This window comes from Flavobacterium sp. JLP, from assembly GCF_015350755.1.
Lineage (GTDB): Bacteria > Bacteroidota > Bacteroidia > Flavobacteriales > Flavobacteriaceae > Flavobacterium.
Genome location: NZ_JADKPS010000001.1, coordinates 181,155 through 203,929, shown reverse-complemented (window position 1 = coordinate 203,929; position 22,775 = coordinate 181,155). Strand labels below are relative to the sequence as shown.

Annotated in this window: 20 protein-coding genes; 15 read left to right on the top strand and 5 right to left on the bottom strand. The window is 32.4% G+C overall.

The window, feature by feature from the left end; genetic code table 11:
• Positions 1-27: 27 nt before the first annotated feature.
• The 5 genes from IRZ83_RS00930 to IRZ83_RS00910 form a co-directional block, all read right to left on the bottom strand.
• A complete protein-coding gene (locus IRZ83_RS00930) occupies positions 28-402 on the bottom strand; it encodes a DUF4258 domain-containing protein (protein ID WP_029270161.1) in 375 nt (124 codons plus the stop codon).
• A 36-nt stretch (positions 403-438) separates the two neighbouring features.
• Positions 439-1,638, bottom strand: coding sequence for an alanine dehydrogenase (locus IRZ83_RS00925; protein ID WP_029270163.1), 1,200 nt, complete (start codon positions 1,636-1,638; stop codon positions 439-441).
• 81 nt (positions 1,639-1,719) lie between these two features.
• A complete protein-coding gene (locus tag IRZ83_RS00920) occupies positions 1,720-2,193 on the bottom strand; it encodes a GNAT family N-acetyltransferase (RefSeq protein ID WP_194566175.1) in 474 nt (157 codons plus the stop codon).
• Between the two features lie 93 nt (positions 2,194-2,286).
• Positions 2,287-2,694, bottom strand: coding sequence for a tRNA (adenosine(37)-N6)-threonylcarbamoyltransferase complex ATPase subunit type 1 TsaE (gene tsaE, locus IRZ83_RS00915; RefSeq protein WP_194566173.1), 408 nt, complete (start codon positions 2,692-2,694; stop codon positions 2,287-2,289).
• Positions 2,695-2,767: 73 nt separating this feature from the next.
• Positions 2,768-4,321, bottom strand: a complete 1,554-nt coding sequence (locus IRZ83_RS00910) for a bifunctional response regulator/alkaline phosphatase family protein (protein ID WP_029270169.1) — start codon at positions 4,319-4,321, stop codon at positions 2,768-2,770.
• 223 nt (positions 4,322-4,544) lie between these two features.
• On the opposite strand from IRZ83_RS00910, the gene IRZ83_RS00905 reads away from it, so the two are divergent.
• The 15 genes from IRZ83_RS00905 to IRZ83_RS00835 all read left to right on the top strand — a co-directional run bounded on the left by IRZ83_RS00905 (position 4,545) and on the right by IRZ83_RS00835 (position 22,721).
• Positions 4,545-5,774 carry an HD domain-containing protein gene (locus IRZ83_RS00905; RefSeq protein WP_194566172.1) on the top strand — a complete coding sequence of 410 codons (1,230 nt, stop codon included), beginning with the start codon at positions 4,545-4,547 and terminating at the stop codon, positions 5,772-5,774.
• Positions 5,775-5,813: 39 nt separating this feature from the next.
• Entirely contained in the window at positions 5,814-6,857 is a 1,044-nt protein-coding gene (gene lpxD / locus IRZ83_RS00900; RefSeq protein ID WP_029270173.1) for a UDP-3-O-(3-hydroxymyristoyl)glucosamine N-acyltransferase, read from the top strand.
• Positions 6,850-8,238, top strand: a complete 1,389-nt coding sequence (locus IRZ83_RS00895) for a bifunctional UDP-3-O-[3-hydroxymyristoyl] N-acetylglucosamine deacetylase/3-hydroxyacyl-ACP dehydratase (protein ID WP_029270174.1) — start codon at positions 6,850-6,852, stop codon at positions 8,236-8,238. The genes lpxD and IRZ83_RS00895 overlap by 8 nt, the downstream gene beginning before the upstream one ends.
• A 71-nt stretch (positions 8,239-8,309) precedes the next feature.
• Positions 8,310-9,095 (top strand): acyl-ACP--UDP-N-acetylglucosamine O-acyltransferase, encoded by a 786-nt coding sequence (lpxA, locus tag IRZ83_RS00890; protein ID WP_029270176.1) that lies wholly within the window; start codon positions 8,310-8,312, stop codon positions 9,093-9,095.
• Between the two features lie 125 nt (positions 9,096-9,220).
• On the top strand, positions 9,221-9,787 hold the full coding sequence (gene efp / locus IRZ83_RS00885) for an elongation factor P (protein WP_029270178.1): 567 nt from the start codon (positions 9,221-9,223) through the stop codon (positions 9,785-9,787).
• A 135-nt stretch (positions 9,788-9,922) separates the two neighbouring features.
• A complete protein-coding gene (locus IRZ83_RS00880; protein WP_194566171.1) occupies positions 9,923-10,852 on the top strand; it encodes a UDP-3-O-(3-hydroxymyristoyl)glucosamine N-acyltransferase in 930 nt (309 codons plus the stop codon).
• 1 nt (position 10,853) lies between these two features.
• Positions 10,854-11,216, top strand: coding sequence for a nuclear transport factor 2 family protein (locus tag IRZ83_RS00875; RefSeq protein ID WP_029270182.1), 363 nt, complete (start codon positions 10,854-10,856; stop codon positions 11,214-11,216).
• An 84-nt stretch (positions 11,217-11,300) separates the two neighbouring features.
• On the top strand, positions 11,301-12,173 hold the full coding sequence (gene sucD / locus IRZ83_RS00870) for a succinate--CoA ligase subunit alpha (RefSeq protein WP_007808093.1): 873 nt from the start codon (positions 11,301-11,303) through the stop codon (positions 12,171-12,173).
• 177 nt (positions 12,174-12,350) lie between these two features.
• Positions 12,351-12,779, top strand: coding sequence for a hypothetical protein (locus tag IRZ83_RS00865; RefSeq protein ID WP_029270185.1), 429 nt, complete (start codon positions 12,351-12,353; stop codon positions 12,777-12,779).
• 345 nt (positions 12,780-13,124) lie between these two features.
• Positions 13,125-13,736 (top strand): RNA polymerase sigma factor, encoded by a 612-nt coding sequence (locus tag IRZ83_RS00860; protein ID WP_194566170.1) that lies wholly within the window; start codon positions 13,125-13,127, stop codon positions 13,734-13,736.
• A gap of 88 nt (positions 13,737-13,824) precedes the next feature.
• Complete coding sequence (locus IRZ83_RS00855; protein ID WP_194566169.1) at positions 13,825-14,934, top strand: FecR family protein; 1,110 nt, start codon at positions 13,825-13,827, stop codon at positions 14,932-14,934.
• A gap of 296 nt (positions 14,935-15,230) precedes the next feature.
• Positions 15,231-18,959 carry a SusC/RagA family TonB-linked outer membrane protein gene (locus IRZ83_RS00850; protein WP_194566168.1) on the top strand — a complete coding sequence of 1,243 codons (3,729 nt, stop codon included), beginning with the start codon at positions 15,231-15,233 and terminating at the stop codon, positions 18,957-18,959.
• Positions 18,960-18,970: 11 nt separating this feature from the next.
• Positions 18,971-20,455 carry a RagB/SusD family nutrient uptake outer membrane protein gene (locus IRZ83_RS00845; RefSeq protein ID WP_194566167.1) on the top strand — a complete coding sequence of 495 codons (1,485 nt, stop codon included), beginning with the start codon at positions 18,971-18,973 and terminating at the stop codon, positions 20,453-20,455.
• Positions 20,456-20,478: 23 nt separating this feature from the next.
• The gene (locus tag IRZ83_RS00840) at positions 20,479-21,339 is read left to right on the top strand and encodes a putative zinc-binding metallopeptidase (protein WP_029270195.1); all 861 of its coding nucleotides are present in this window, start codon (positions 20,479-20,481) and stop codon (positions 21,337-21,339) included.
• A 32-nt stretch (positions 21,340-21,371) separates the two neighbouring features.
• Positions 21,372-22,721: a DUF4302 domain-containing protein gene (locus tag IRZ83_RS00835; RefSeq protein ID WP_194566166.1), complete on the top strand. Its 1,350-nt coding sequence runs from the start codon at positions 21,372-21,374 to the stop codon at positions 22,719-22,721.
• Positions 22,722-22,775: the final 54 nt, after the last annotated feature.

Here is a 22,775-nt window from a genome sequence, read left to right as displayed (position 1 = left end):
GTCGAAATGACAAATCAGTTCTTAATATTATTTTTTGATAATTTCTTCTAAAACAGCTTTGTTTTCGTAGTTTGTAACTTTTAGAATAATTCCTTGATTTTTAACTGTTTTTCCTTCAATTATATAAAGTTTTCCTTTGTTGAACGGAACGTTACTTTGATCAAAATCTACATCTCCGTAAGTTAATGTGTTTTTAATATCTGCAGTATCAACCCATTTTTCATTTAAAGTCTGAATTGCCTTATTTGAATATTGAAATGGTTTTGTTCTTAAATTGTTTAAAACTCTGGCATTTGGAAAATAATTGCATCTTGTGTCTTTTCCACTAAATACAAGGGCTACAAAAAAGCATCCCATAATTAAACCAATCAAATAATAAGCAAAACGGTGTACGAACTTCATGAAATAAAATTTTTGCAAAGGTACATTAAAGTTCCTTTAAAATACAAGTAAATTAATATCGTTGTCTGGTAAATCAAACCATTCGCCAATTGCCTTGTTTGTTAGGATTCCGTGGTATAAATAAATTCCATTTTTAAGCCCTTTATTGCATCGAATTGCGCTTTCCAAACCACCATCTTCAGCTATCTGAAGAAGATAAGGAGTTAATATGTTACTGATTGATAATGAGGCGGTTTTAGAATATCTTGAAGGAATATTTGGTACGCAGTAATGCAAAACATTGCTTTTTATAAAAGTTGGTTTTTCGTGTGTAGTAACTTCTGAGGTTTCAAAACAACCGCCAGTATCAATACTGACATCAACTATTACAGCACCTTTTTTCATGTGTTCTACCATAGTTTCAGTCACTATAATAGGACAGCGTTCTTTACCACGCATTGCACCTATAGCTACATCACAACGTCTTAAAGCTTTTAAAAGTGCTTTTTGCTGTACTGTAGAAGTAAAAATTCTTTGATTTAAATTGTTTTGCAAGCGACGTAATTTGGTAATCGAATTATCAAAAACTTTTACATTTGCGCCTAAACCAATTGCGGTTTTAGCGGCAAATTCGCCTACAGTTCCCGCACCTAAAATGACAACTTCAGTAGGAGGAACTCCAGTTATATTTCCAAATAAAAGACCTTTTCCGAATTCATCTGTAATCATTAATTCGGCAGCAATTAGGATGGAAGCAGTTCCTGCAATTTCACTTAATGATTTTACGGCAGGATAAGACCCATCTTCATCTTTAATATATTCAAATGCAAGCGCAGTTATTTTTTTTTGAGCTAAAGCCTCAAAGTATGCTTTCTTTTTTGTTTTTAGTTGAATTGCCGAAATGATGATTGTCTCCGGGTTAATCATTTCTATTTCAGCTAAAGTTGGCGGTTCAACCTTTAATAACATCGGACAGCCAAAAACTTTTTTAGTGTCTTTTGTTACTTCTGCACCAGCATCAGAATATTCTTTATCTGAATAACTTGAACTTTCTCCAGCCCCAGACTCAATCATTACGCGGTGTCCTTCATAAGTAAGAGAATTTACTGCATCTGGCGTCAGGCAAATACGACGTTCTTGATAACTTGTTTCTTTAGGTATTCCTATGAAGAGCTCTCTTTTAAATCGGCCAACTTCAAGTTTTTCTTCTTGAGGCAACAATTGTTGTTTCGTAAATGGAGTTAAGGTGATTGACATGGGTTGTTGAAAAAATTAAGAGTACAAATTACGTAAAAAGTTTTAAATCAGTGTAAAAATTCTGCTAATAGTATTTTAAGATTAGGATATTATTTTTTCCATTTTGATGTCGGCTCTTTCGTAAGATACATCGCCTAACGGAACTTCAGCAAAACCAAATTTTTCATATAAATGAATTGCTGGAAGCAAGATTCGGTTAGAATATAAAAGGAGTTTTTTAATGTTTTTATCTTTAGCTACCACCATACAATGTTCTAGTAATTTATTTCCGATTCCTAATCCTTGCGCAGAATCTGAAACTGCCATTTTGCTCAATTCAAAAGTATTATCGTCAATCTTTATTAAAGAAAATGTCCCAATAATTTCACCATTATATCTGGCATAAAATATCATTCCGCCTTTATCAATAATTTCTTCTTGCGGATTTGAAAGTGTCAATTCATCTTTTTCTTCAACTTTAAAATACTTTTGAAGCCATTCTATATTTAAGGTTTTGATGTGATCTTTTAAATCTGATGAAAAGGGGATTATTTCTATGGTATTTTTGATGCTCATTATAATTTATATTGTTTCACAGATAATACAAAGCTCAAATAAGCACAAAGTTTTTTGTGTTTCTTTGCGAAATCTTTGCGGATCTTTGTGAAATTAAACTAGTTCTAATTTTCTTTTTCCATCAGCCAATAATTCAATTGTAACTGTAGAAGTATCTTCTGGAAGCAAACTAGCAATTTTCTCAGACCATTCAATAAAACACCAATTTCCAGAGTACAGGTAATCATCAACACCCATATCGAGTGCTTCGGTTTCTTTGTTTAATCTGTAAAAATCAAAATGATAAACGATTTGATTGTTAGAAGTATAATATTCATTAACTAAAGAAAAGGTTGGACTGCTTGTTGCATCTTCAACTCCTAGACTTTTGCATAATTGTTTTATTAAAGTAGTTTTTCCAACACCCATTTCTCCGTTAAAAAGAATTATTTTTTTTGGATTTTGTGCTAAAATTTGTTCGGCTACTTCTTGAATTTGATCTAATGAAAAAACGATATTCATTGCTTATATTTTATTTGTACAATAGTCTCAGTTTTCAGTCGCAACAGAAGCTGAAAACTGAGACTGAAAACTTTTATTTAGGGTTAAATACCAAAAACGGAATAATCATTTCTTCTAATGAAATGCCACCATGTTGATATGTATTTCTATAATAACTCACATAATGATTGTAGTTGTTTACATAAGCTAAAAAGAAATCATTCTTAGCGAAAATAAATGAACTGCTCATGTTTATAGCTGGTAAACCTATGTCTTTAGGTTCTTTGACAACATAAACATCTTTTTGTTCGTAAGTTAAACTACGCCCGGTTTTGTAGCGCAAATTTAAGCTTGTATTTTTATCTCCAACAACTTTGGAAGGATTTTTTACATTAATTGTACCGTGATCTGTGGTTAAAATTAATTTAAAACCTAATAACTGAGCCTGTTGAATAATTTCTAATAATGGTGAATTTTTAAACCAGCTCAGCGTTAAAGAACGATACGCTTTATCGTCTGAAGCAAGTTCTTTTACAACCTCCATTTCAGTTTTAGCGTGCGATAACATATCTACAAAATTATAGACAACTGTTACCAAATCATTGCCTTTTAAAGCTTTAAAGTTTTCTGCCAGTTTTTTACCGCCAGCATAATTAGTGATTTTGAAATAATCTTCCTTAATATTTAAACCTAAGCGTTTTAATTGTGCAGAGAGAAATTCAGCTTCGTAAAGATTTTTTCCTCCATCTTCTACATCATTTTTCCAATATTGCGGAAATTGTTTTTCCATTTCAGTTGGCAGTAAGCCAGAGAAAATAGCATTTCTAGCATATTGAGTCGCTGTTGGAAGAATAGAAAAATAAGGAACTTCTTTTTCTAATTTATAATAATTAGAAACCACAGTTTCAAAGGATTTCCACTGGTCATAACGCAAATTATCGATTACGACAAATAAAATAGGCTTGTCTTTTTTCTTAATTTCCGGAACAACTAATTCCTTAAATAAAGTGTGAGACTGAATTGGTTTATCAGCTTTTGGTGCAAACCAGTCTTCATAGTTTCTTTCAATGTATTTTCCGAATTGCGAATTGGCTTCAACTTTTTGAGATTCAAGGATTTCAATCATTCCTTGATCATTAATGTTTTCAAGTTCTAATTCCCAAAAAATCAATTTTTTATACAATTCTACCCAATCTTCAAATGAATTTACCATCGCTAATTCCATCGAAATTTTACGGAATTCCTTTTGATAATCTAAGGTCGTTTTTTCTGAAATCAATCTAGAATGATCCAAGTTCTTCTTCAAACTCAATAAAATCTGATTCGGATTTACTGGTTTTATCAAATAATCAGCGATTTTAGAGCCAATCGCTTCTTCCATTATATATTCTTCCTCACTTTTGGTAATCATAATCATCGGAATAGCTGATTTTTTTTCTTTCATTTCAGAAAGTGTTTCCAAACCACTCATACCGGGCATATTTTCATCTAAAAAAACAATATCAAAATTATCTTCGTCAAACAATGTAATAGCATCTAAACCGTTATTACAAGTTGTTACAGCGTAGTTTTTCTTTTCGAGAAATAATATATGAGGCTTTAAAAGATCGATTTCATCGTCGACCCAAAGTATTTTTATCTTATCCATAAACGTATTTTATTTTTAATGCAATTTAATCGTATAGAACTTAAAAAGTATTAAAAATAGTATAAATTTCAGAATAATGAATTGTGATTTTTTATTAAAATCATTTTTATATGCAGTAATTACATTGAAAATCACAATAAATTATTGTTAACTTTTAAGTATAAAACGCAAAGCTGTTTATAGTTAATTACTTATATTTGTTGACCTAAAAAAATACCAAATAGTGACTCATATTAATAAGTTAAAAATATTCAATGATCCCATTTATGGTTTCATTTCCATTCCGAACGAGCTTATTTACGACTTAATTCAACACCCGTATTTTCAGCGTTTACGCCGTATTTCGCAAATGGGATTATCGTATTTGGTTTATCCAGGTGCAAATCATACGCGTTTTCATCATGCATTAGGCTGTATGCATTTAATGCAGAAGGCTATTGAAACGCTTCGTTTTAAAGGTGTTGCTATTTCAAATGAAGAAGAATGTGCTTTATTGATCGCTATTTTGTTGCACGACATTGGGCATGGGCCGTTTTCGCATGCAATGGAAAAAAGCATTGTTGAAGATGTTAATCATGAAGCTATTTCACTGCTATTCATGAATCAGTTAAATGAAGAATTTGACGGAAGATTGAGTTTGGCCATCCAGGTTTTTAAAGGTGATTATCACAGGAAATTCATGTTGCAATTGATTTCAAGTCAATTAGATATGGATAGGATGGATTATTTAAAACGTGATAGTTTTTATACCGGAGTTGCAGAAGGAAATGTCAATTCTGAACGTTTGATTCAGATGATGAATGTGGTCGATGGTGTTTTAGTTATTGAAGAAAAAGGAATATATTCTGTAGAAAAATTTCTGCTTTCACGAAGATTAATGTATTGGCAGGCTTATCTGCATAAAACCAGCTTAGTTGCCGAATTAATTTTGATGAAAGTTTTGAAAAGAGCAAAAGAATTAACTTTGAAAGGAGTGAATTTACCTTGCAGTGAACCGCTTAGGTTTTTTATGCAAAATAAAGTTTCTTTAGAAGATTTTGATGCAGAAAAATTAGATTTATTTTCTCAATTAGATGATTTTGATATTATAAGTGCTTTAAAAGCATGGCAAAAACAAGATGATTTTATACTTTCTACTTTAAGTAAAATGATCATTAACAGGGACTTGCTTAAAATAAAACTGAGTGCAGATAAAATTCCGATGGAAGAATCGCAATCAATGAAAGAGGAATTTGCCAGCGAACACGATATTTCACTTTTAGAAGCTGGATATTTTATTTTTAGAGGAAAAATAAAAAATCAAGCTTACAGTAAAGAAGCTGAACCGATACGAATTTTGAAAAAAGATAAAACAATTGAAGATGTTGTAGAAGCCTCTGATCAGCTGAATTTGAAATCGTTATCTAAATTGGTAACAAAATATTACATCTGTTTTCCAAAACAACTTATCTAAAATTAACATTTAAAATCTATTTTTTATATTTTTGTCGCAATGAAATTTACAGCAGAACAAATAGCAGGAATTTTAGAAGGAGAAGTTGTTGGGAATCCCAATGCAGAAGTTTCTCGCTTATCTAAGATCGAAGAAGGCGAAGAAGGATCGCTTACTTTTTTGGCTAATCCCAAATATATCAACTACATATATACTACAAAAGCTACAGTAACCATTGTTAATGATAGCTTTATACCAGAACAGGAAATTACTACAACCTTAATAAAAGTTGAAGATGCGTATGCCTCTTTTTCGAAACTTTTGCAATTTTACAATCAAGTTAAATTGAATAAAAACGGGATAGAACCGCAATCTTTTATGTCTGAAGGAACTAAATATGGTGAAAACTTATATTTAGGAAGTTTTAGTTATGTCGGACAAAATGTAGTTTTAGGCGATAATGTAAAAATTTACCCAAACAGTTTTATTGGTGATAATGTTGTTATTGGCGATAATGTGTATATTTTTGCAGGCGCTAAAATTTATTCTGAAACTATTATTGGAAACAATTGCACAATTCATTCAGGAACTATTATTGGTGCAGATGGTTTTGGTTTTGTGCCAAATGAAGAAGGAGTATATAGTAAGGTACCGCAAATTGGAAATGTTATCATCGAAGATAATGTAGATATTGGTGCTAATACTACAATAGACAGAGCAACTCTTGGTTCTACAATTATTAGAAAAGGAGTTAAATTAGACAATCAGATTCAGATTGCTCACAATGTAGAGATCGGTAAAAATACCGTAATTGCAGCACAATCTGGCGTTGCTGGTTCTACAAAAATTGGAGAAAACTGCATGATTGGCGGGCAAGTTGGTATCGCAGGCCACTTAATTATAGGTAATAATGTTAGACTTCAGGCACAGTCTGGAGTTGCAAGAAACATTAAAGATGATGAAACCTTGCAGGGGACACCATCACTTGGGTATACAGATTTTAATAAATCATATGTACATTTCAAGAATCTGCCTAAAATTGTTGCCGAAATTGATGAATTAAAAAAACAAATAATAAACCCAAAAAATGGAAATAATGGTTAAACAGAAGACCATCAAAAATGAAATTTCACTAACAGGCGTTGGATTGCATACTGGGAAAGAAGTTACAATGACTTTTAAGCCAGCTCCAATTAATAATGGTTTCACTTTTGTAAGAGTAGATTTGCAAGGTCAACCAGTCATTGAGGCTGATGCTAATTATGTTGTTAATACGCAAAGAGGTACCAATTTAGAAAAATTAGGCGTAAAAATTCAAACTCCAGAACACGTTTTAGCCGCATTAGTGGGCTGTGATTTGGATAATGTTATTATAGAATTAAATGCTTCTGAACTTCCAATAATGGATGGTTCTTCAAAATATTTTGTTGAAGCTATTGAAAATGCCGGAATCGAAGAACAAGATGCTAAACGTAATGTTTATGTAGTAAAAGAAGTTATTTCGTTTACTGACGAAACTACGGGAAGCGAGATTTTGGTAATGCCAAGCGACGATTATCAAGTAACTGCAATGGTTGATTTTGGTACTAAGGTTTTAGGTACTCAAAATGCAACTATGAAAAGCATAGCCGATTTTAAAGAAGAAATTGCCAATTCAAGAACTTTCAGTTTCTTGCACGAATTAGAGTCTTTATTAGAAAACGGATTAATAAAAGGTGGGGATTTAAATAATGCTATTGTATACGTAGATAAAGAAATATCTGAGTCTACAATGGAAAATTTAAAGAAAGCTTTTGGAAAAGATAAAATTTCAGTTAAGCCAAACGGAGTTTTAGATAATCTTACTTTGCATTATCCAAATGAAGCAGCGAGACATAAATTATTAGATGTTGTTGGAGATTTATCTTTAATTGGAGTTAGAATTCAAGGAAAAATTATTGCTAACAAACCTGGTCACTATGTAAATACGCAGTTTGCCAAAAAATTAGCAAAAATCATCAAAATTGAACAAAGAAATCATGTTCCGGTTTACGATTTAAATCAAGAACCTTTGATGGATATTCATAAAATTATGGCTGTTTTGCCGCACAGACCTCCATTTTTGTTGATTGACAGAATTATTGAAATGTCTGACAATCACGTTGTAGGTATGAAAAATGTAACTATGAATGAAAATTTCTTCGTAGGACATTTTCCTGAGGCGCCAGTTATGCCGGGAGTTTTAATTGTCGAAGCAATGGCACAAACAGGAGGGATCTTAGTATTAAGTACAGTTCCGGATCCTGAAAACTATTTGACATATTTCATGAAAATTGACAATGTTAAATTCAAACATAAAGTATTGCCAGGTGATACCTTAATTTTTAAGTGTGAATTGATTTCTCCTATTAGAAGAGGAATCTGTCACATGCAGGCAAATGCATACGCAAACGGAAAATTAGTGACTGAGGCAGAATTAATGGCTCAAATTGCTAGAAAACAATAATAATTAATCAAATTTATTGTTTACGTTTGTTGCCCTAAATTAGATTATTTTAATTAAAATATAAAACATAGATGAATCAACCATTAGCATATGTTCATCCCGGCGCTAAAATCGCTAAAAACGTTGTAATCGAGCCTTTTACAACAATTCACAATAATGTTGTTATTGGTGATGGTACTTGGATTGGTTCAAATGTGACTATCATGGAAGGTGCTCGTATTGGGAAAAATTGCAACATTTTTCCAGGTGCAGTAATTTCTGCGGTGCCACAAGATTTAAAATTTGGTGGAGAAGATTCTCTTGCTATTATTGGAGACAATTGTACTATTAGAGAATGTGTTACTATTAACAGAGGTACAGTTGCTTCTGGGCAAACTATTCTTGGAAACAATTGTTTAGTAATGGCTTACGCTCATATTGCACACGACTGTGAAATTGGAAACAATGCCATTATTGTAAATGGTGTTGCATTGGCTGGTCACGTAGTAGTTGGAAATCATGCTGTTATTGGAGGTTTAGCTGCTATTCATCAATTTATTCATATTGGCGATCACGCTATGATTTCTGGTGGATCTTTGGTCAGAAAAGATGTTCCTCCATATACAAAAGCGGCAAAAGAGCCATTGTCTTATGTTGGTATTAACTCGGTTGGTTTAAGAAGAAGAGGTTTCAGTACTGAAAAAATCAGAGAAATTCAGGAAATTTACAGAATCTTATATCAAAAAAATTACAATACAACGCAAGCTTTAAGCATTATTGAAGCTGAGATGGAAGCTACTCCTGAGAGAGATGAAATTTTGGATTTTATCAGAAATTCATCAAGAGGAATTATGAAAGGTTATTCAGGGAATTATTAATTTTAGGGTTTAGATTTCTAAACTCAACTGGATTTATAATTACAATAACAAAATAATAAACAATAAATATAGAAGACTGATTTTTAAAATTAAAATCAGAAATCAAAAATCTAAAATAAAAACAAATGGCATCTACATCAGATATTAGAAACGGATTGTGTATTAAATTCAATCACGATATTTATAAAATTGTTGAATTTCTTCACGTAAAACCTGGAAAAGGTCCTGCTTTCGTAAGAACAAAATTGAGAAGTTTAACTACAGGAAGAGTGTTAGATAATACATTTTCTGCAGGACATAAAATAGATGATGTGCGTGTTGAAACACATAATTATCAGTTTTTATACGCTGAAGGAGATGAGTTTCATTTTATGAATACGGAATCTTTTGAGCAAATTTCTTTGAATAAAAATATTCTGGATGCTCCAGGATTATTAAAAGAAGGAACAAGTGTAATGGTTCAGGTAAATACTGAAACTGATTTGCCTTTATCTGTTGATATGCCATCTTCTGTAATTCTTGAAGTTACATACGCTGAGCCAGGAGTAAAGGGAAATACAGCAACAAATGCTACTAAATCTGCTACGGTAGAAACTGGTGCGTCTGTAAACGTTCCGTTGTTTATTAACGAAGGTGATAAAATTAAAATCGATACTGCTTCAGGGAATTACATGGAGCGTGTAAAAGAGTAGTTTTTTAATTAGATAATTTGTCAATGAGTCAATTAGAAAATTAGTGAATTGTCACAATTTTGAACATTCATTTTCTGATTGACACATTTTCTAGTTGGCACATTTTCTAATTGACAAATTTTCTAATTTAAAAATATGAAATTTCCAAAAGTTCACTCTTTAGAAGAAATTGCAAATTTGCTTAACTGCGAATTTATTGGCGACAAAAACTTTGAGGTTTTAGGCATGAACGAAATACATGTTGTTGAACCAGGTGATATAGTTTTTGTTGACCACCCAAAATATTATGACAAAGCTTTGCAATCAGCAGCTACTATTGTACTGATCAATAAAAAAGTAGAATGCCCTGCGGGTAAAGCGCTTTTGATTTCTGATGATCCTTTCAGAGATTTCAATACTTTAACCAAACACTTTAGACCTTTTCAAGCAACTAACGTATCGATAGCTCTTTCTGCAACTATTGGAGAAGGAACTGTAATTCAGCCTAATTGTTTTGTTGGTAATAGCGTTACGATCGGTAAAAACTGCATTATTCATCCCAATGTTACTATTTACGATCATACTGTAATTGGTGACAATGTAATTATTCACGCTGGAACTATTTTAGGAGCAGATGCTTTCTATTATAAAAAACGTCCAGATGGTTTTGATCAGTTAATTTCTGGAGGAAGAGTTGTAATTGAAAATAATGTTGGAATTGGCGCTCTTTGTACAATTGATAAAGGAGTTACAGGAGATACAACAATTGGCGAAGGAACCAAACTGGATAATCAAGTTCATGTTGGACATGATACTGTTATCGGAAAAAAATGTTTAATTGCATCGCAAACCGGTATTGCAGGCTGTGTTGTTATTGAAGATGAAGTTACTATTTGGGGACAAGTAGGTACAACCAGTGGCATTACAATAGGAGCGAAGGCCGTTATTATGGGACAGACTGGTGTTACAAAATCAGTTGAAGGCGGTAAATCATATTTTGGAACCCCAATCGAAGAATCAAGAGAAAAATTAAAACAATTGGCCAATATCAAAAAGATTCCTGAAATTTTAAATAAATTGAAGTAATATGTCTATAAAAGAATTTGTTCAAAAATTTTACAAGTCAGATGCCTTAATTGATAGCGAAATCATGAAAACTTATCTGCATCCAGATGTTAAGTTGGATTGGAACAGCACTAAAGGATTAATCGAAATGGATTATAATTCGATGCTGGATATGGCCAACGAACTGAGTCGCGCTTATGTGCGTTCAAAAGTTAGAATCAGCCATATTATTGCTGAAGATGACTTGGTTTCTATTCGATATTCTCATTTTGTAAAAACGATAGAAAACCCACGAGAAGAGATGTTATTGGCACATTTTGCTACTATTTGGCAAATAAAAGATGATAAACTTTATCGCGGTTATCAAATGAGTCAATTTTCTTAATTTTTTTGAGCATAAAAAGGTTAAAATACGTTACAAAACCTTACTTTTGCATCACAATTTTAAAAACTACATAAAATATATATCATGAGTGTTTTAGTTAATAAAGATTCCAAAATAATTGTTCAAGGATTTACAGGAAGCGAAGGAACTTTCCACGCTTCTCAAATGATTGAGTACGGTACTAATGTTGTTGGTGGTGTTACTCCAGGAAAAGGAGGAACTAGCCATTTAGATCGTCCAGTTTTTAATACAGTAAAAGATGCTGTAGATCAAGCTGGAGCTGATACATCTATCATTTTTGTACCGCCAGCTTTTGCTGCTGATGCAATTATGGAAGCTGCTGATGCTGGAATTAAAGTAATTATTGCTATTACAGAAGGAATTCCTGTAGCAGATATGATTAAAGCAAATAATTATGTTAAAGAAAGAAATTCTAGATTAATCGGACCAAACTGTCCAGGAGTTATTACTCCAGGTGAAGCTAAAGTTGGTATTATGCCAGGTTTCGTTTTCAAAAAAGGAACAGTTGGTATCGTATCTAAATCAGGAACTTTAACTTATGAAGCTGCTGACCAAGTTGTAAAACAAGGTTTAGGAATTACTACAGCTATCGGTATTGGTGGAGATCCAATTATTGGAACTACAACTAAAGAAGCTGTTGAATTATTAATGAACGATCCAGAAACTGAAATTATCATCATGATTGGTGAAATTGGAGGTCAATTAGAAGCTGATGCTGCTAAATGGGTTAGAGCTGATGGTAACCGTAAACCAGTTGTTGGTTTTATCGCTGGAGAAACTGCTCCTGCTGGTAGAACAATGGGTCACGCAGGTGCTATTGTTGGAGGATCTGATGATACAGCTGCTGCTAAAAAACAAATTATGAGAGACAACGGAATCCACGTTGTTGATTCACCAGCTGAAATTGGTAAAAAAGTAAAAGAAGTATTGGGTTAATATCCAATCCCGATCCCGAAACTTCGGGACGGGACAAAATAACAGATTCCAAAAAAAAGTCTCAATATTTTGTTGAGACTTTTTTACATTTTTAAAATGTTTGGAATAGAATAAAAACTTAGCAACTATAACCTTTAGTCCCGAGGCTTCAGGATAGAAGCTTGAAAAATAAAAAATATGTATAAAGAATTAGAAAAGTTTAAAGTAAGCAATAGTTTTACTTTTACTATTGAAGACAGTTTAGAACAAGCTTGTAACGCTCCCGAAGCAGGTGCAGGTATTTTTGTTGTCTATGCAGTCGAAGGTGATGCAAAAGAATTAATCATGGTAGGTTCTACTGGAACAGTTCAAAATGACGGAACTTTGAAAAGTAAAAATGGTGGTTTATATGATAAGATCGTAAACGGACATCAATTTGCTAAAACAGGAAGAAAATATTCTTGGCCTGCACAAATGAAGTTAGAAGAGATTTCTGCTCTTGAAGTGGTTTGGTATGAAACTTTTAATGCAGATGTAAAAGCTATTCCAACTTCAGTAGAAGGACAGGTTTTGCAAAATTTCTTAAATGAAAATGCTAAATTACCAAGATGGAATGTAGCTTTCTAAAAGCTTTTTCAAAATAGAATCATTAAAGGCCTTGCTAAATTTTAGTAAGGCTTTTTTTTGTTTATAGCTTCATATTGTAGCTTCAAATGAAAAAGACTTCGCCATAATCTTACAATTACAATGTTTTTATAAAATTAAAATAATTTAGTAAATGTTTTAGTTACCCAAGAAAATAAGGTTGTGCGACTGGTTTTTTAATATTACGAAAGTGTTTCTTCTATGTAAAAAAATTGTTTTTAAATATTTGATTTTATAATTTTATCACACAAAACTAAAAAATAATGTTAAAAAACTATATTTTTTGTATTAATAAAATGCATTCTAAAACGCAGTTTCCAAGTTACCATGAAAACCCAAATTTTGCCAATCAATACTTTAGATGACTGTACACTTTGGAATAACGTAAAAGAAGGTGATGAAAAATCATTTTCGGTATTATTTGAAAGACACTATGCTGACTTAGTGAGTTACGGAAACTCGCTTTCTCCTTATGCCGAAAAAGTACAGGATTGTATACAAGATGTTTTTACAGATATATGGGTTTATAGAAATAGTTTGCAGGCTTCTGTTATTGTAAAGGCCTATCTTTTATCCAGCGTTCGCAAGCGAATTGCACGTTTGTATGAAAGAGATCATATTTTTCGTAAAACTACAAGCACAGATTCTATTGCTTTTCTTTTGGAATTTTCGGTAGAACATGAACTCATTGCAGATGATGAAATTGCAAAAGAAAAAGTAATTCACTTAAATAAATTACTGAACGAGTTACCTTCAAGACAGAAAGAAGCTTTATATCTTCGTTATCATCAAGGTTTAACTGTAGAACAAATCGCTGAAATGCTAGATGTTAATTACCAATCGGCAAGTAATCTCCTGCATCGCGGTTTACTTAGTCTCCGTAGGGATTGGAAAGGTAATTTTTCATTGTTTCTTCTTATATCTTCAAGTACTTTTTAATTTTATTAAAAAAAATAAAAAAAAATCACAATTTGGTGAGTATATAATAAGAGAACTGTCCTCTATGTTTTTGTAACCTCATTTTTAGATGCAAAAACGTAATAATTATACCGAAATTGAAGATTTTTTGTCTGATGAATCATTCCAATCATGGATTTTGTTTAAAATTGATGAAAATGGCTGGGAAGAATGGACGCTGGAAAACGGTCAGCGTGCCAAGTTGGTCGAAAATGCAAGGCTTTTATTATTAGCCATGAAAGTACCTGACTCTAACTTATCTTTATCAGATATCCATAAAGCGTTGCACACAACGTGGATTAAAATTGAAGAAAAAGAAAATCAAAACCATTTTATTCGTAATTCAAGAAGATTCTTCCAAAGGCCTTTTATTACTGGAATTGCTGCAAGCTTGCTTTTTTGCCTGATATCTGTTTGGTTTTATAAAGATCATTTTGCTACAGATAAAGTGGTTACTTATAAAGAACTTATTGACGAAAATAGTGAAGGTTTAGTTGAACAGACTAATAATTCGAATAAATCGCAAATCATTACATTATCTGACGGAAGTTCAGTTTTATTACAACCCAATAGTAAATTAAGTTACCCTAAAATCTTTACCGGAAACGAAAGAAAGGTGTATTTATCCGGCGAAGGTTTCTTTGAAATTAGTAAAAATCCTAAAAAGCCTTTTTACGTTTATGCAAACGAGATTGTCACAAAGGTAGTTGGAACCAGTTTTAGAGTTAAAGCTTATTCTGATCAGCCTAATGTCGAAGTTCTTGTTCGCACCGGTAAAGTTAAGGTAAAACCAAATAATCTTGTTGCGTCAAAAGATGATCAAGAAGTAGTTTTGCTTCCTAATCAAGCGTTACGCTTTTGGCGTAAAGATTTGAAATTTAATAAAATAACTAATATCACCGAAGATGAGACACTGGCTCATAGTGTTGGCAATATTGAACAATTAAGTTTTGAATTTACTGATATTCCTGTTTCTCAAATCTTCGAAACAATTGAACAGGCATATTTGGTTGATATAGATTATCCAAAGAATAAATTGAAAGATTGCCATCTTACTACATCACTTAGTGATCAGCCTTTGACGGAAAAACTTAAGATTGTCTGTAAAAGCATAGGAACAAATACAAGTTTCGAAATGAATGGAAATCAAATTATTATAAACTCGGACGGGTGTAATTAATCCAATCTTTATAACTGTAATTATAGAGAAAGGGTGTGAGTTGAGATTTGAATTTAACAGCGAATTTTCTTTTTGAGAATCTCCTGTTTTTAGTTCTTTTCAAAATCAAAATGAAGCAATTTTTAACCAAAAACTAAATTAACCTTATTTGCCTATGTGAAAAATAAACATAAAAAAAGTGCCGAAATGCTGTAACATCTCGACACCTATAAATTTGAATTTCTCTCTGTAAAGAGCAATTCAATACGTTTCTTAAAATACACTCGAATCAGTATTAATCAAAACAAACCAAAATTATGAAAAAACCAGTTGTTAAACAACGATTACTCCATCGAATCATGAAAATAACACTATTTCAGTTTGTTCTAGCACTTGTGTTTTCAAGCATTGCTATGGCGAATAATGTAAATGGACAAAAAAAATTAGATACTAAGGTTACAATTACAGTTGAAAATTTAACTTTAGACAATGCATTATCTAAATTAGAAAAGTCTGCTCATGTAAAATTTTCGTACAATTCAAGACTGCCTCAATTAAATAAAAAGGTAAGTATAGAGGCTAATCAGGAAACTTTATCAAGCATTCTTAACCGAATTTTGATACCATTTAATATTACTTTTTCAGAAGTAAGCAATCAAATTATTTTACAAAAAAACAACTCGCTCGAGCCATTTTCAAATTTAGAAAATAATCCATCTGTATTTGATGTGTTGGTTTTAGGGCCTATAATAAGAGGTAAGGTTACTGATGCTAACGGTATTCCGTTGCCAGGTGCTACTGTTTTGGCTAAAGGAACAAAAATTGCAGTATTGACTGATTTTGATGGTAATTTTTCTATCGAAATGCCTGCAAACAGTACTGCTTTAGTTATTTCTTATGTTGGTATGGAAACTAAAGAAATTGGAATTGAAAATACATCTCCAACTATAGTTTTGAATGAGTTAGGACAAAACTTAAAGGAAGTTGTAGTAACTACAGGTTACGAAAAAACTTCAAAAAGAACATTTACTGGAGCTATCAGTAAAATATCTGGAGCTGAATTGAAAGTGGATGGAGTAGTAGATGTGAGTAGAATGATTGAGGGTAAAGCTGCAGGGGTTACAGTACAAAATGTTACAGGAACTTTTGGTACTGCGCCTAAAATTACTGTTCGTGGATCTTCTTCTATTTTTGGTGATACAAAACCATTATGGGTAATTGACGGTGTTGTTCAGGAAGATATTATTAATATTTCGTTTGCCGATTTGGCTTCTGGTAATTCAGAAACTTTATTGAGTTCTTCTGTAGCAGGTTTAAATGCAAATGATATTCAAAGTATTGAAATTCTTAAAGATGCTTCGGCAACTTCTATTTATGGTTCAAGATCTTTAAATGGGGTTGTAGTAGTTACTACAAAACAAGGTCGTAGAGATTCTCCGTTAAAAGTAACTTATACAGGAGAGAATACAGTAAGAACGGTTCCGAATTATACCCAATATGATATTTTAAATTCTCAAGAATCAATGAGTATTTTGAAAGAAATGGAGCAAAAAGGGTTTCTTGATGTACCATCAACTCTTCAGGGGCGCTACGGTGGTGTTTATAATATTTTAAGTAGAGCAATTAATACTTATGTACCTGAAACAAACAGCTATTTAGTTAATAATGATCCTGTAAGCAGAAATAATTTTTTAAAAAAGTACGAATTAGCAAATACAGATTGGTTTAGTGTTTTGTTCCGACCTTCTATTACTCAAAACCACTCCTTAAGCTTTTCTGGCGGAGGAAAAAACAACACTTTTTATGCTTCGCTAGGTTATTATACAGATCCAGGCTGGACTATTGCAGACAATGTAAAACAATTATCATCAAATATAAAAGGAACTTTTTATGTAAATGACAGGCTGAATATTACGTTATCGACTTTAGCATCTGTGCGTGATCAGGAAGCTCCTGGTACTTATGAAAGTCAGCAAGATGTTGTATTTGGTAATGTAACAAGAGATTTTGATATTAATCCATTTAACTATGTTTTGAGTACTAGCAGAACGTTAAGACCTTATGATGAAGCTGGTAATTTAGAATATTATAGAAACAACTGGGCGCCAATGAATATTATAAATGAATTAGAAAATAATGTTTTAGAAATTAAAGTAAAAGACATTCGTTTTCAATTGGATTTAGACTATAAAATCAACAAAAACCTGACGTATAATCTAACAGGTTCTGCCCGATATGCCAATACCTCACGTGAGCATAAAATATATGAAAATTCGAATGTTGTCGGCGCTTATAGAGCAGGTACAGAATATGGTGCAGATGGTGTAAATACAACAGTTAGAAATGCTAATATCTATTTATATAAAGATCCAGACGATTTAACAGCACAGCCAATTTCTGTATTGCCAAACGGAGGATTTTTAAGAAAGTATACAAATGATATGACGTCATATAATATTAGAAATAGTGTTACTTATAGAAATACCCTTAATGATGTACATGAATTAGAAGGTTTCTTTGGTACTGAGCTTAGATCTTTAGATAGAAACAGCGACAATTTTACTGCTGCCGGAATTCAGTATGACAGAGGGCTTACGGCGTTTACAGATCCTAGAATTATCGAAAAAATTATAAATGAAGGAAATTCTTATTATGGTTTTGCAGCTGAAAGAGAAAGAACTGTAGGTTTTTTTGGAAAAGTAGGCTATACTTATGATCGTCGTTATACTGGTTCAATTACAGGACGTTATGACGGATCAAACAGACAAGGAAATAGCGGTTCGTCAAGATGGCTGCCAACTTATACTTTCAGTGGTAAATGGAATGTTACCGAAGAAAAATTCATGAAAAATACAGAATCGATTAATAATTTAGCTTTAAGAGCATCTTACGGACTTACTGCTACTGCGGGTCCAGCTACCAATTCACTGGCTATTTACAAAAGTTTTATTACAGATCGTTTAGGTATTTCTGACAGAGAAACTGGAATTGATATTGATCAATTGCAAAACTCTGATTTAACTTGGGAAAAACAATTTGAAACCAATATTGGAGTAGATTTAGGAATGTTTAATAACAGAATACAGTTTACAACAGATGTTTACAGACGTAAAGCATTTGATCTAGTTGATTATGTTGTGACTTCAGGAATTGGAGGGCAAAAAATTAAACAAGGAAATAATGCCAACATGGAAACTAAAGGTATTGAGGTTGCTTTTACTACTCAAAACATTGTTACTAATAGTTTTAAGTGGTCGACAACACTTAACTTTTCTGTCTTTAACCAAGAAATAACAAGACTTGAAAATCAGCCTTCAGCATTTGATCTAGTTGATGGAAATGGAGGAAATGCTATTGGTCATCCAAGAAATTCAATATACTCTTATCAATTTACAGGCCTTAATAATCAAGGTTTGCCAACTTTTATTATGCAGGATGGTGAAACTGATAATGTTACAGGAGCTAATTTTCAAGATACTGAAAACGTAACAGATTATTTGAAATATGAAGGTTCTATTGAACCAAATAAATCTATTGGTTTAGCTAATACGTTTACTTATAAAAGCTGGTCATTATATGTTTTTGTTGTAGGTTCTGGCGGAAATAAAGTGCGTTTAAATCCAGCTTTCAGCAGCCAATATGATGATTTGACAGTATTTACAAAAGATTTTACAAATCGTTGGATTAATCCTGGTGATGAAGAATTTACGAATGTTCCTGTAATAGCTGACAAACGATTGATTACTAATTATGGTGGTGCTAATACACTCGGACGCGCTTATAACACCTATAATTATTCGGATGTAAGAATTGCAGATGGAGATTTTGTGAGATTAAAAAATGTTTCGCTTGGATGGGAATTCCCTACAGATTTCAAGAAAAAATTAGGAGTAAGTACATTTACTTTAAAAGGTTCTGCGGTTAATCCGTGGCTGATTTATTCTGATAAGAAATTAAACGGACAAGATCCTGAATTTCGTAATACTGGTGGTGTTGCCTTTCCAATTACATCGCAATACAGTTTTTCTATAAACCTTTCATTTTAATATAATTGATTATGAAAAATATAAAATATATAAAATTAAGCGCAGCTTTCTTACTGTTTGTTACTCTAAACAGCTGTGATGAATTCTTATCAGAAATTCCAGATAACAGAACTCAGATAGATACACCTGAAAAAATTTCAGAATTATTAGTAAATGCCTATCCAGGAGCATCTTATTTGGATTTGGCAGAAACTATGTCTGATAACGTAGATGATGGACAACTAGGTTCTATAGGAATAAAAAATGAACAAAGCTACAATTGGGAAATGCATAATGAAACCAATATAGACAGTGAAGCTTTTTATTGGGATGCTTGTTACAGAGCGATTGCGCATGCTAATCAGGCTTTGGCATCAATTGAAGAACTGGGCAGTCCAGCAACTTTAAATCCACAAAAGGGCGAAGCATTATTAGCAAGAGCATACGCCCATTTTATGTTGGTTACATTTTGGTCTAATCGTTATAATCCAGCAACAGCTCAAACTGATTTAGGAATTCCGTATGTTACTGAGCCAGAAACTCAACTATTAAAAAAGTATACTAGAAATACTGTAAAAGAAGTTTTTGACTTTATTCAAAAAGATATTGAAGAAGGTTTAAAATATGTAACCAATGATTATAAACAGCCAAAATTTCACTTTAATAAAGAAGCTGCAAATGCATTTGCAAGCCGTTTTTATTTAGTAAAAGGAGATTGGGATAAAGTGCTTGAAGTTTCTGAGAGTCTTGGTTCTAAACCAGTTGGCAAACTAAAAGATTACGCTACTTTATCAAGTCTGGCTCCAGATATTCAATTTATTGAGTACGGAAAGTCTTCATATGCAGCTAATTTGCTGATAGCTTCTCCTAATTCACTTATCGGAAGATCCGCGGGCAGCAATAATTTTTATTTGTCAGATGATAAGCAAACAGAACTTTTTAGAGTACAGACTAATCCATTTAATAAAACATGGCTGTATGATTTTTATACTTATAACAGCAGCAGAACATTGTTTACACCAAAGTTTGAAGAATATTTTAAATACACAAATTTGACAGCTAATATTGGAGAAGCCTATGCAGGAATCGTTCTTTTGTCTAATGATGAGTTTTATTTAAATCGTATTGAAGCTCTTGTTATGAAAGGCCGAATCACAGAAGCGAATACTGAGTTAGAATACTTTTTAGGAACTAGAACAACCGGATACAATCCGACAACAGATAAATTGACTCAAGCGAAAGTAACAACAATGTATCCTGTTATTGCAGATGAATTTACACCATATTATGCTTTGACGCCAGTTCAGACTTCGTATGTTAAAGCAATTGCCGAAGCCAGAAGAAGAGATTTTGTTCACGAAGGATTAAGATGGCTGGATGTAAAGCGTTTCAATATTGTTGTAAATCACCCCACTTTTGGCAAACCTGTAAATGTATTGGTTAAAGACGATAAACGCAGAGCAATGCAAGTGCCGCTTAGTGCTTCTAATAACGGCTTAGAGAAAAATCCTAGATAAATTTTAATTAAAATTTTAAAACTATGAAAATATTAAAACAATATAGAGTAATAATGTTTGCAGCTGGGGTCTTAATTTTTGGAGCCTGCTCTCATGAAGATCAGCCGGGCGAAAGTCAGCTTGATTATTCACAGCCACAAAAAACAGCTTTAGATAATTGGATTTCGACAAATTACTTAGTGCCGTACAACATTAATGCGCAGTATAAGTGGAATCAAAATACTGTTGATAATAATAGATTTTTATTTCCTCCAATGATTAGTAGTGTGCAGCCTGCATTAGATGTTGTAAAACAAATATGGCTGGACAGTTATTCTAAAGTTGGAGGCGCTGATTTTGTCAAAAAAATTGCACCAAGAGAAATTGTTTTGGTTGGAGGAGTAAACTCTAACACAAACGGAACCAGAACGCTGGGAATTGCAGATTCAGGACAAAGAATTACACTTTTTGAGGTTGATTACTTAGATAAAACAAATCGCGCAAATGTGACGGAGTTTATTCATACCATACAACACGAATATGTACATATTCTAAATCAAAACAAACCTTTTGATGAGCAGGCTTGGCAAAAAATAAGTCCTGGGGATTATACAGGAACATGGCATTTAGAAAAATTGGAAGATTCGAGAAATTTAGGTTTTATAACCAATTATGCCAGAAATAATATTATAGAAGATTTTGCTGAAACGGCATCCACAATATTAACAAGTTCAAAAGCAGAATACGCAGCGATTCTAGCCAGTATTTCTGATGAAGAAGGAAGAGCAAAATTGAAACAAAAAGAAGCTATGGTTGTAAAATATTATAAAGATGCTTTTAATATTGATTTCTATGCTTTAAGAGATGAAGCAGAAAAAAACACAAACAATGTTATCAATAATTAAGCTCGTCAATTATAATTTAAAATATTTCTATTATGAAACCAAAAAATATATTTAAGTACTTAATGGTTGCTTTTTTTGCAATACATTTATTGGGCTCATGTTCAAGCGATACAGAAGCTGAGCAAAAATTCGACAAAACTCCGGTAGAGCGTATAAACGAACAAAAAACGGAACTAAGTACAGCATTGCTTTCATCAGAATTTGGATGGAAAGCTGTTTATTTTACAGATGATACTCAATTAGGCGGTTTTACCCATTTATTTAAGTTTTCTGCTGATGGAAAAGTGCAAATGGCATCAGATTTTGATGCCGATACAGCAACTTATGAAAGTACGTACAGCATTGCTTTAGGAAGTACAGTTAGTTTGTTATTTGACTCTTACAACAGAATTCATCTTTTGTCTGATTCTAACAGCTACCCAACTACAGCTTTAAGAGGTAAAGGCTATTTGGGTGATTTCCAGTTTTTATACTACGGACAAGAAAATGGAGATCTTCTTTTTAAAAGCAATAGATTAGTTAGAGATGTGCGTTTTGTAAAAGCAACTGCACAAGATTGGGCAAATTTGCCTAAAAATCTTATAACGGAACAAAATGTTATTGGAGGAATTGAGAGACCATTATTTAGAGTGTTGGAAATTAATGATGGTACAGTTATTAAAAAGTATGATTTTGGTTTTTCGCCTGTAACTAGATTTTCATCTTCTAAATCTATAGACGTAAATTCTTCAGAAGTTATTAGTATGGGAGTTGGATATACTCCAACAAGTATTGTAGTAAGTCCAGCTGTCACGGTTGGAGGACAAAGTTTAAAAGAGTTTGTTTACAATGATGCTGATGGAAGTTTTAAAGCTACTGGTACTGGTGGTGTAACTGCTACAATTAAATACAGCAACGCACCTCTGGTGCTAAATGATGATTACAAAATAGTACTTCCAGGAAAAGTGTATTCTCGATTTGGCTATTACCCAGATGATTTTACAGCTGATGCAAGTACTAATTCAAAATTATTTCAAGCAGAAATAGATAAAATTAATGCAAATTTACCTGCGGGGCAATATCTTACATCGGTACAGTTATATTTAAACCATTCACTTGGAAATTTCATATACTACACTTTTGTTGGTAGAGGAGCTTTACAGCATTTTGTTGATGTTCAAGAGGATGCGGTTGGTAAAAAAATCATTTTGAAACATAAATCATGGAATGGAAATACTACGGTTTCTACTCCTGCATTTCTAGCAGGTTTTGATAAGTACTTGATGGATGTTAATGGAATTTATGTCAAGAAAGAAAGTTTTAAATTATATTATTCAAACACTGTTTACACCTTTACAAGTTCTTCAAGTCCATTTAGAATGACAACTTGGCAACTTAATTAATTAGATTGTTACAGTTTTTGGAAAATCGTCAATTTATAGAATGCTTTTTATGGC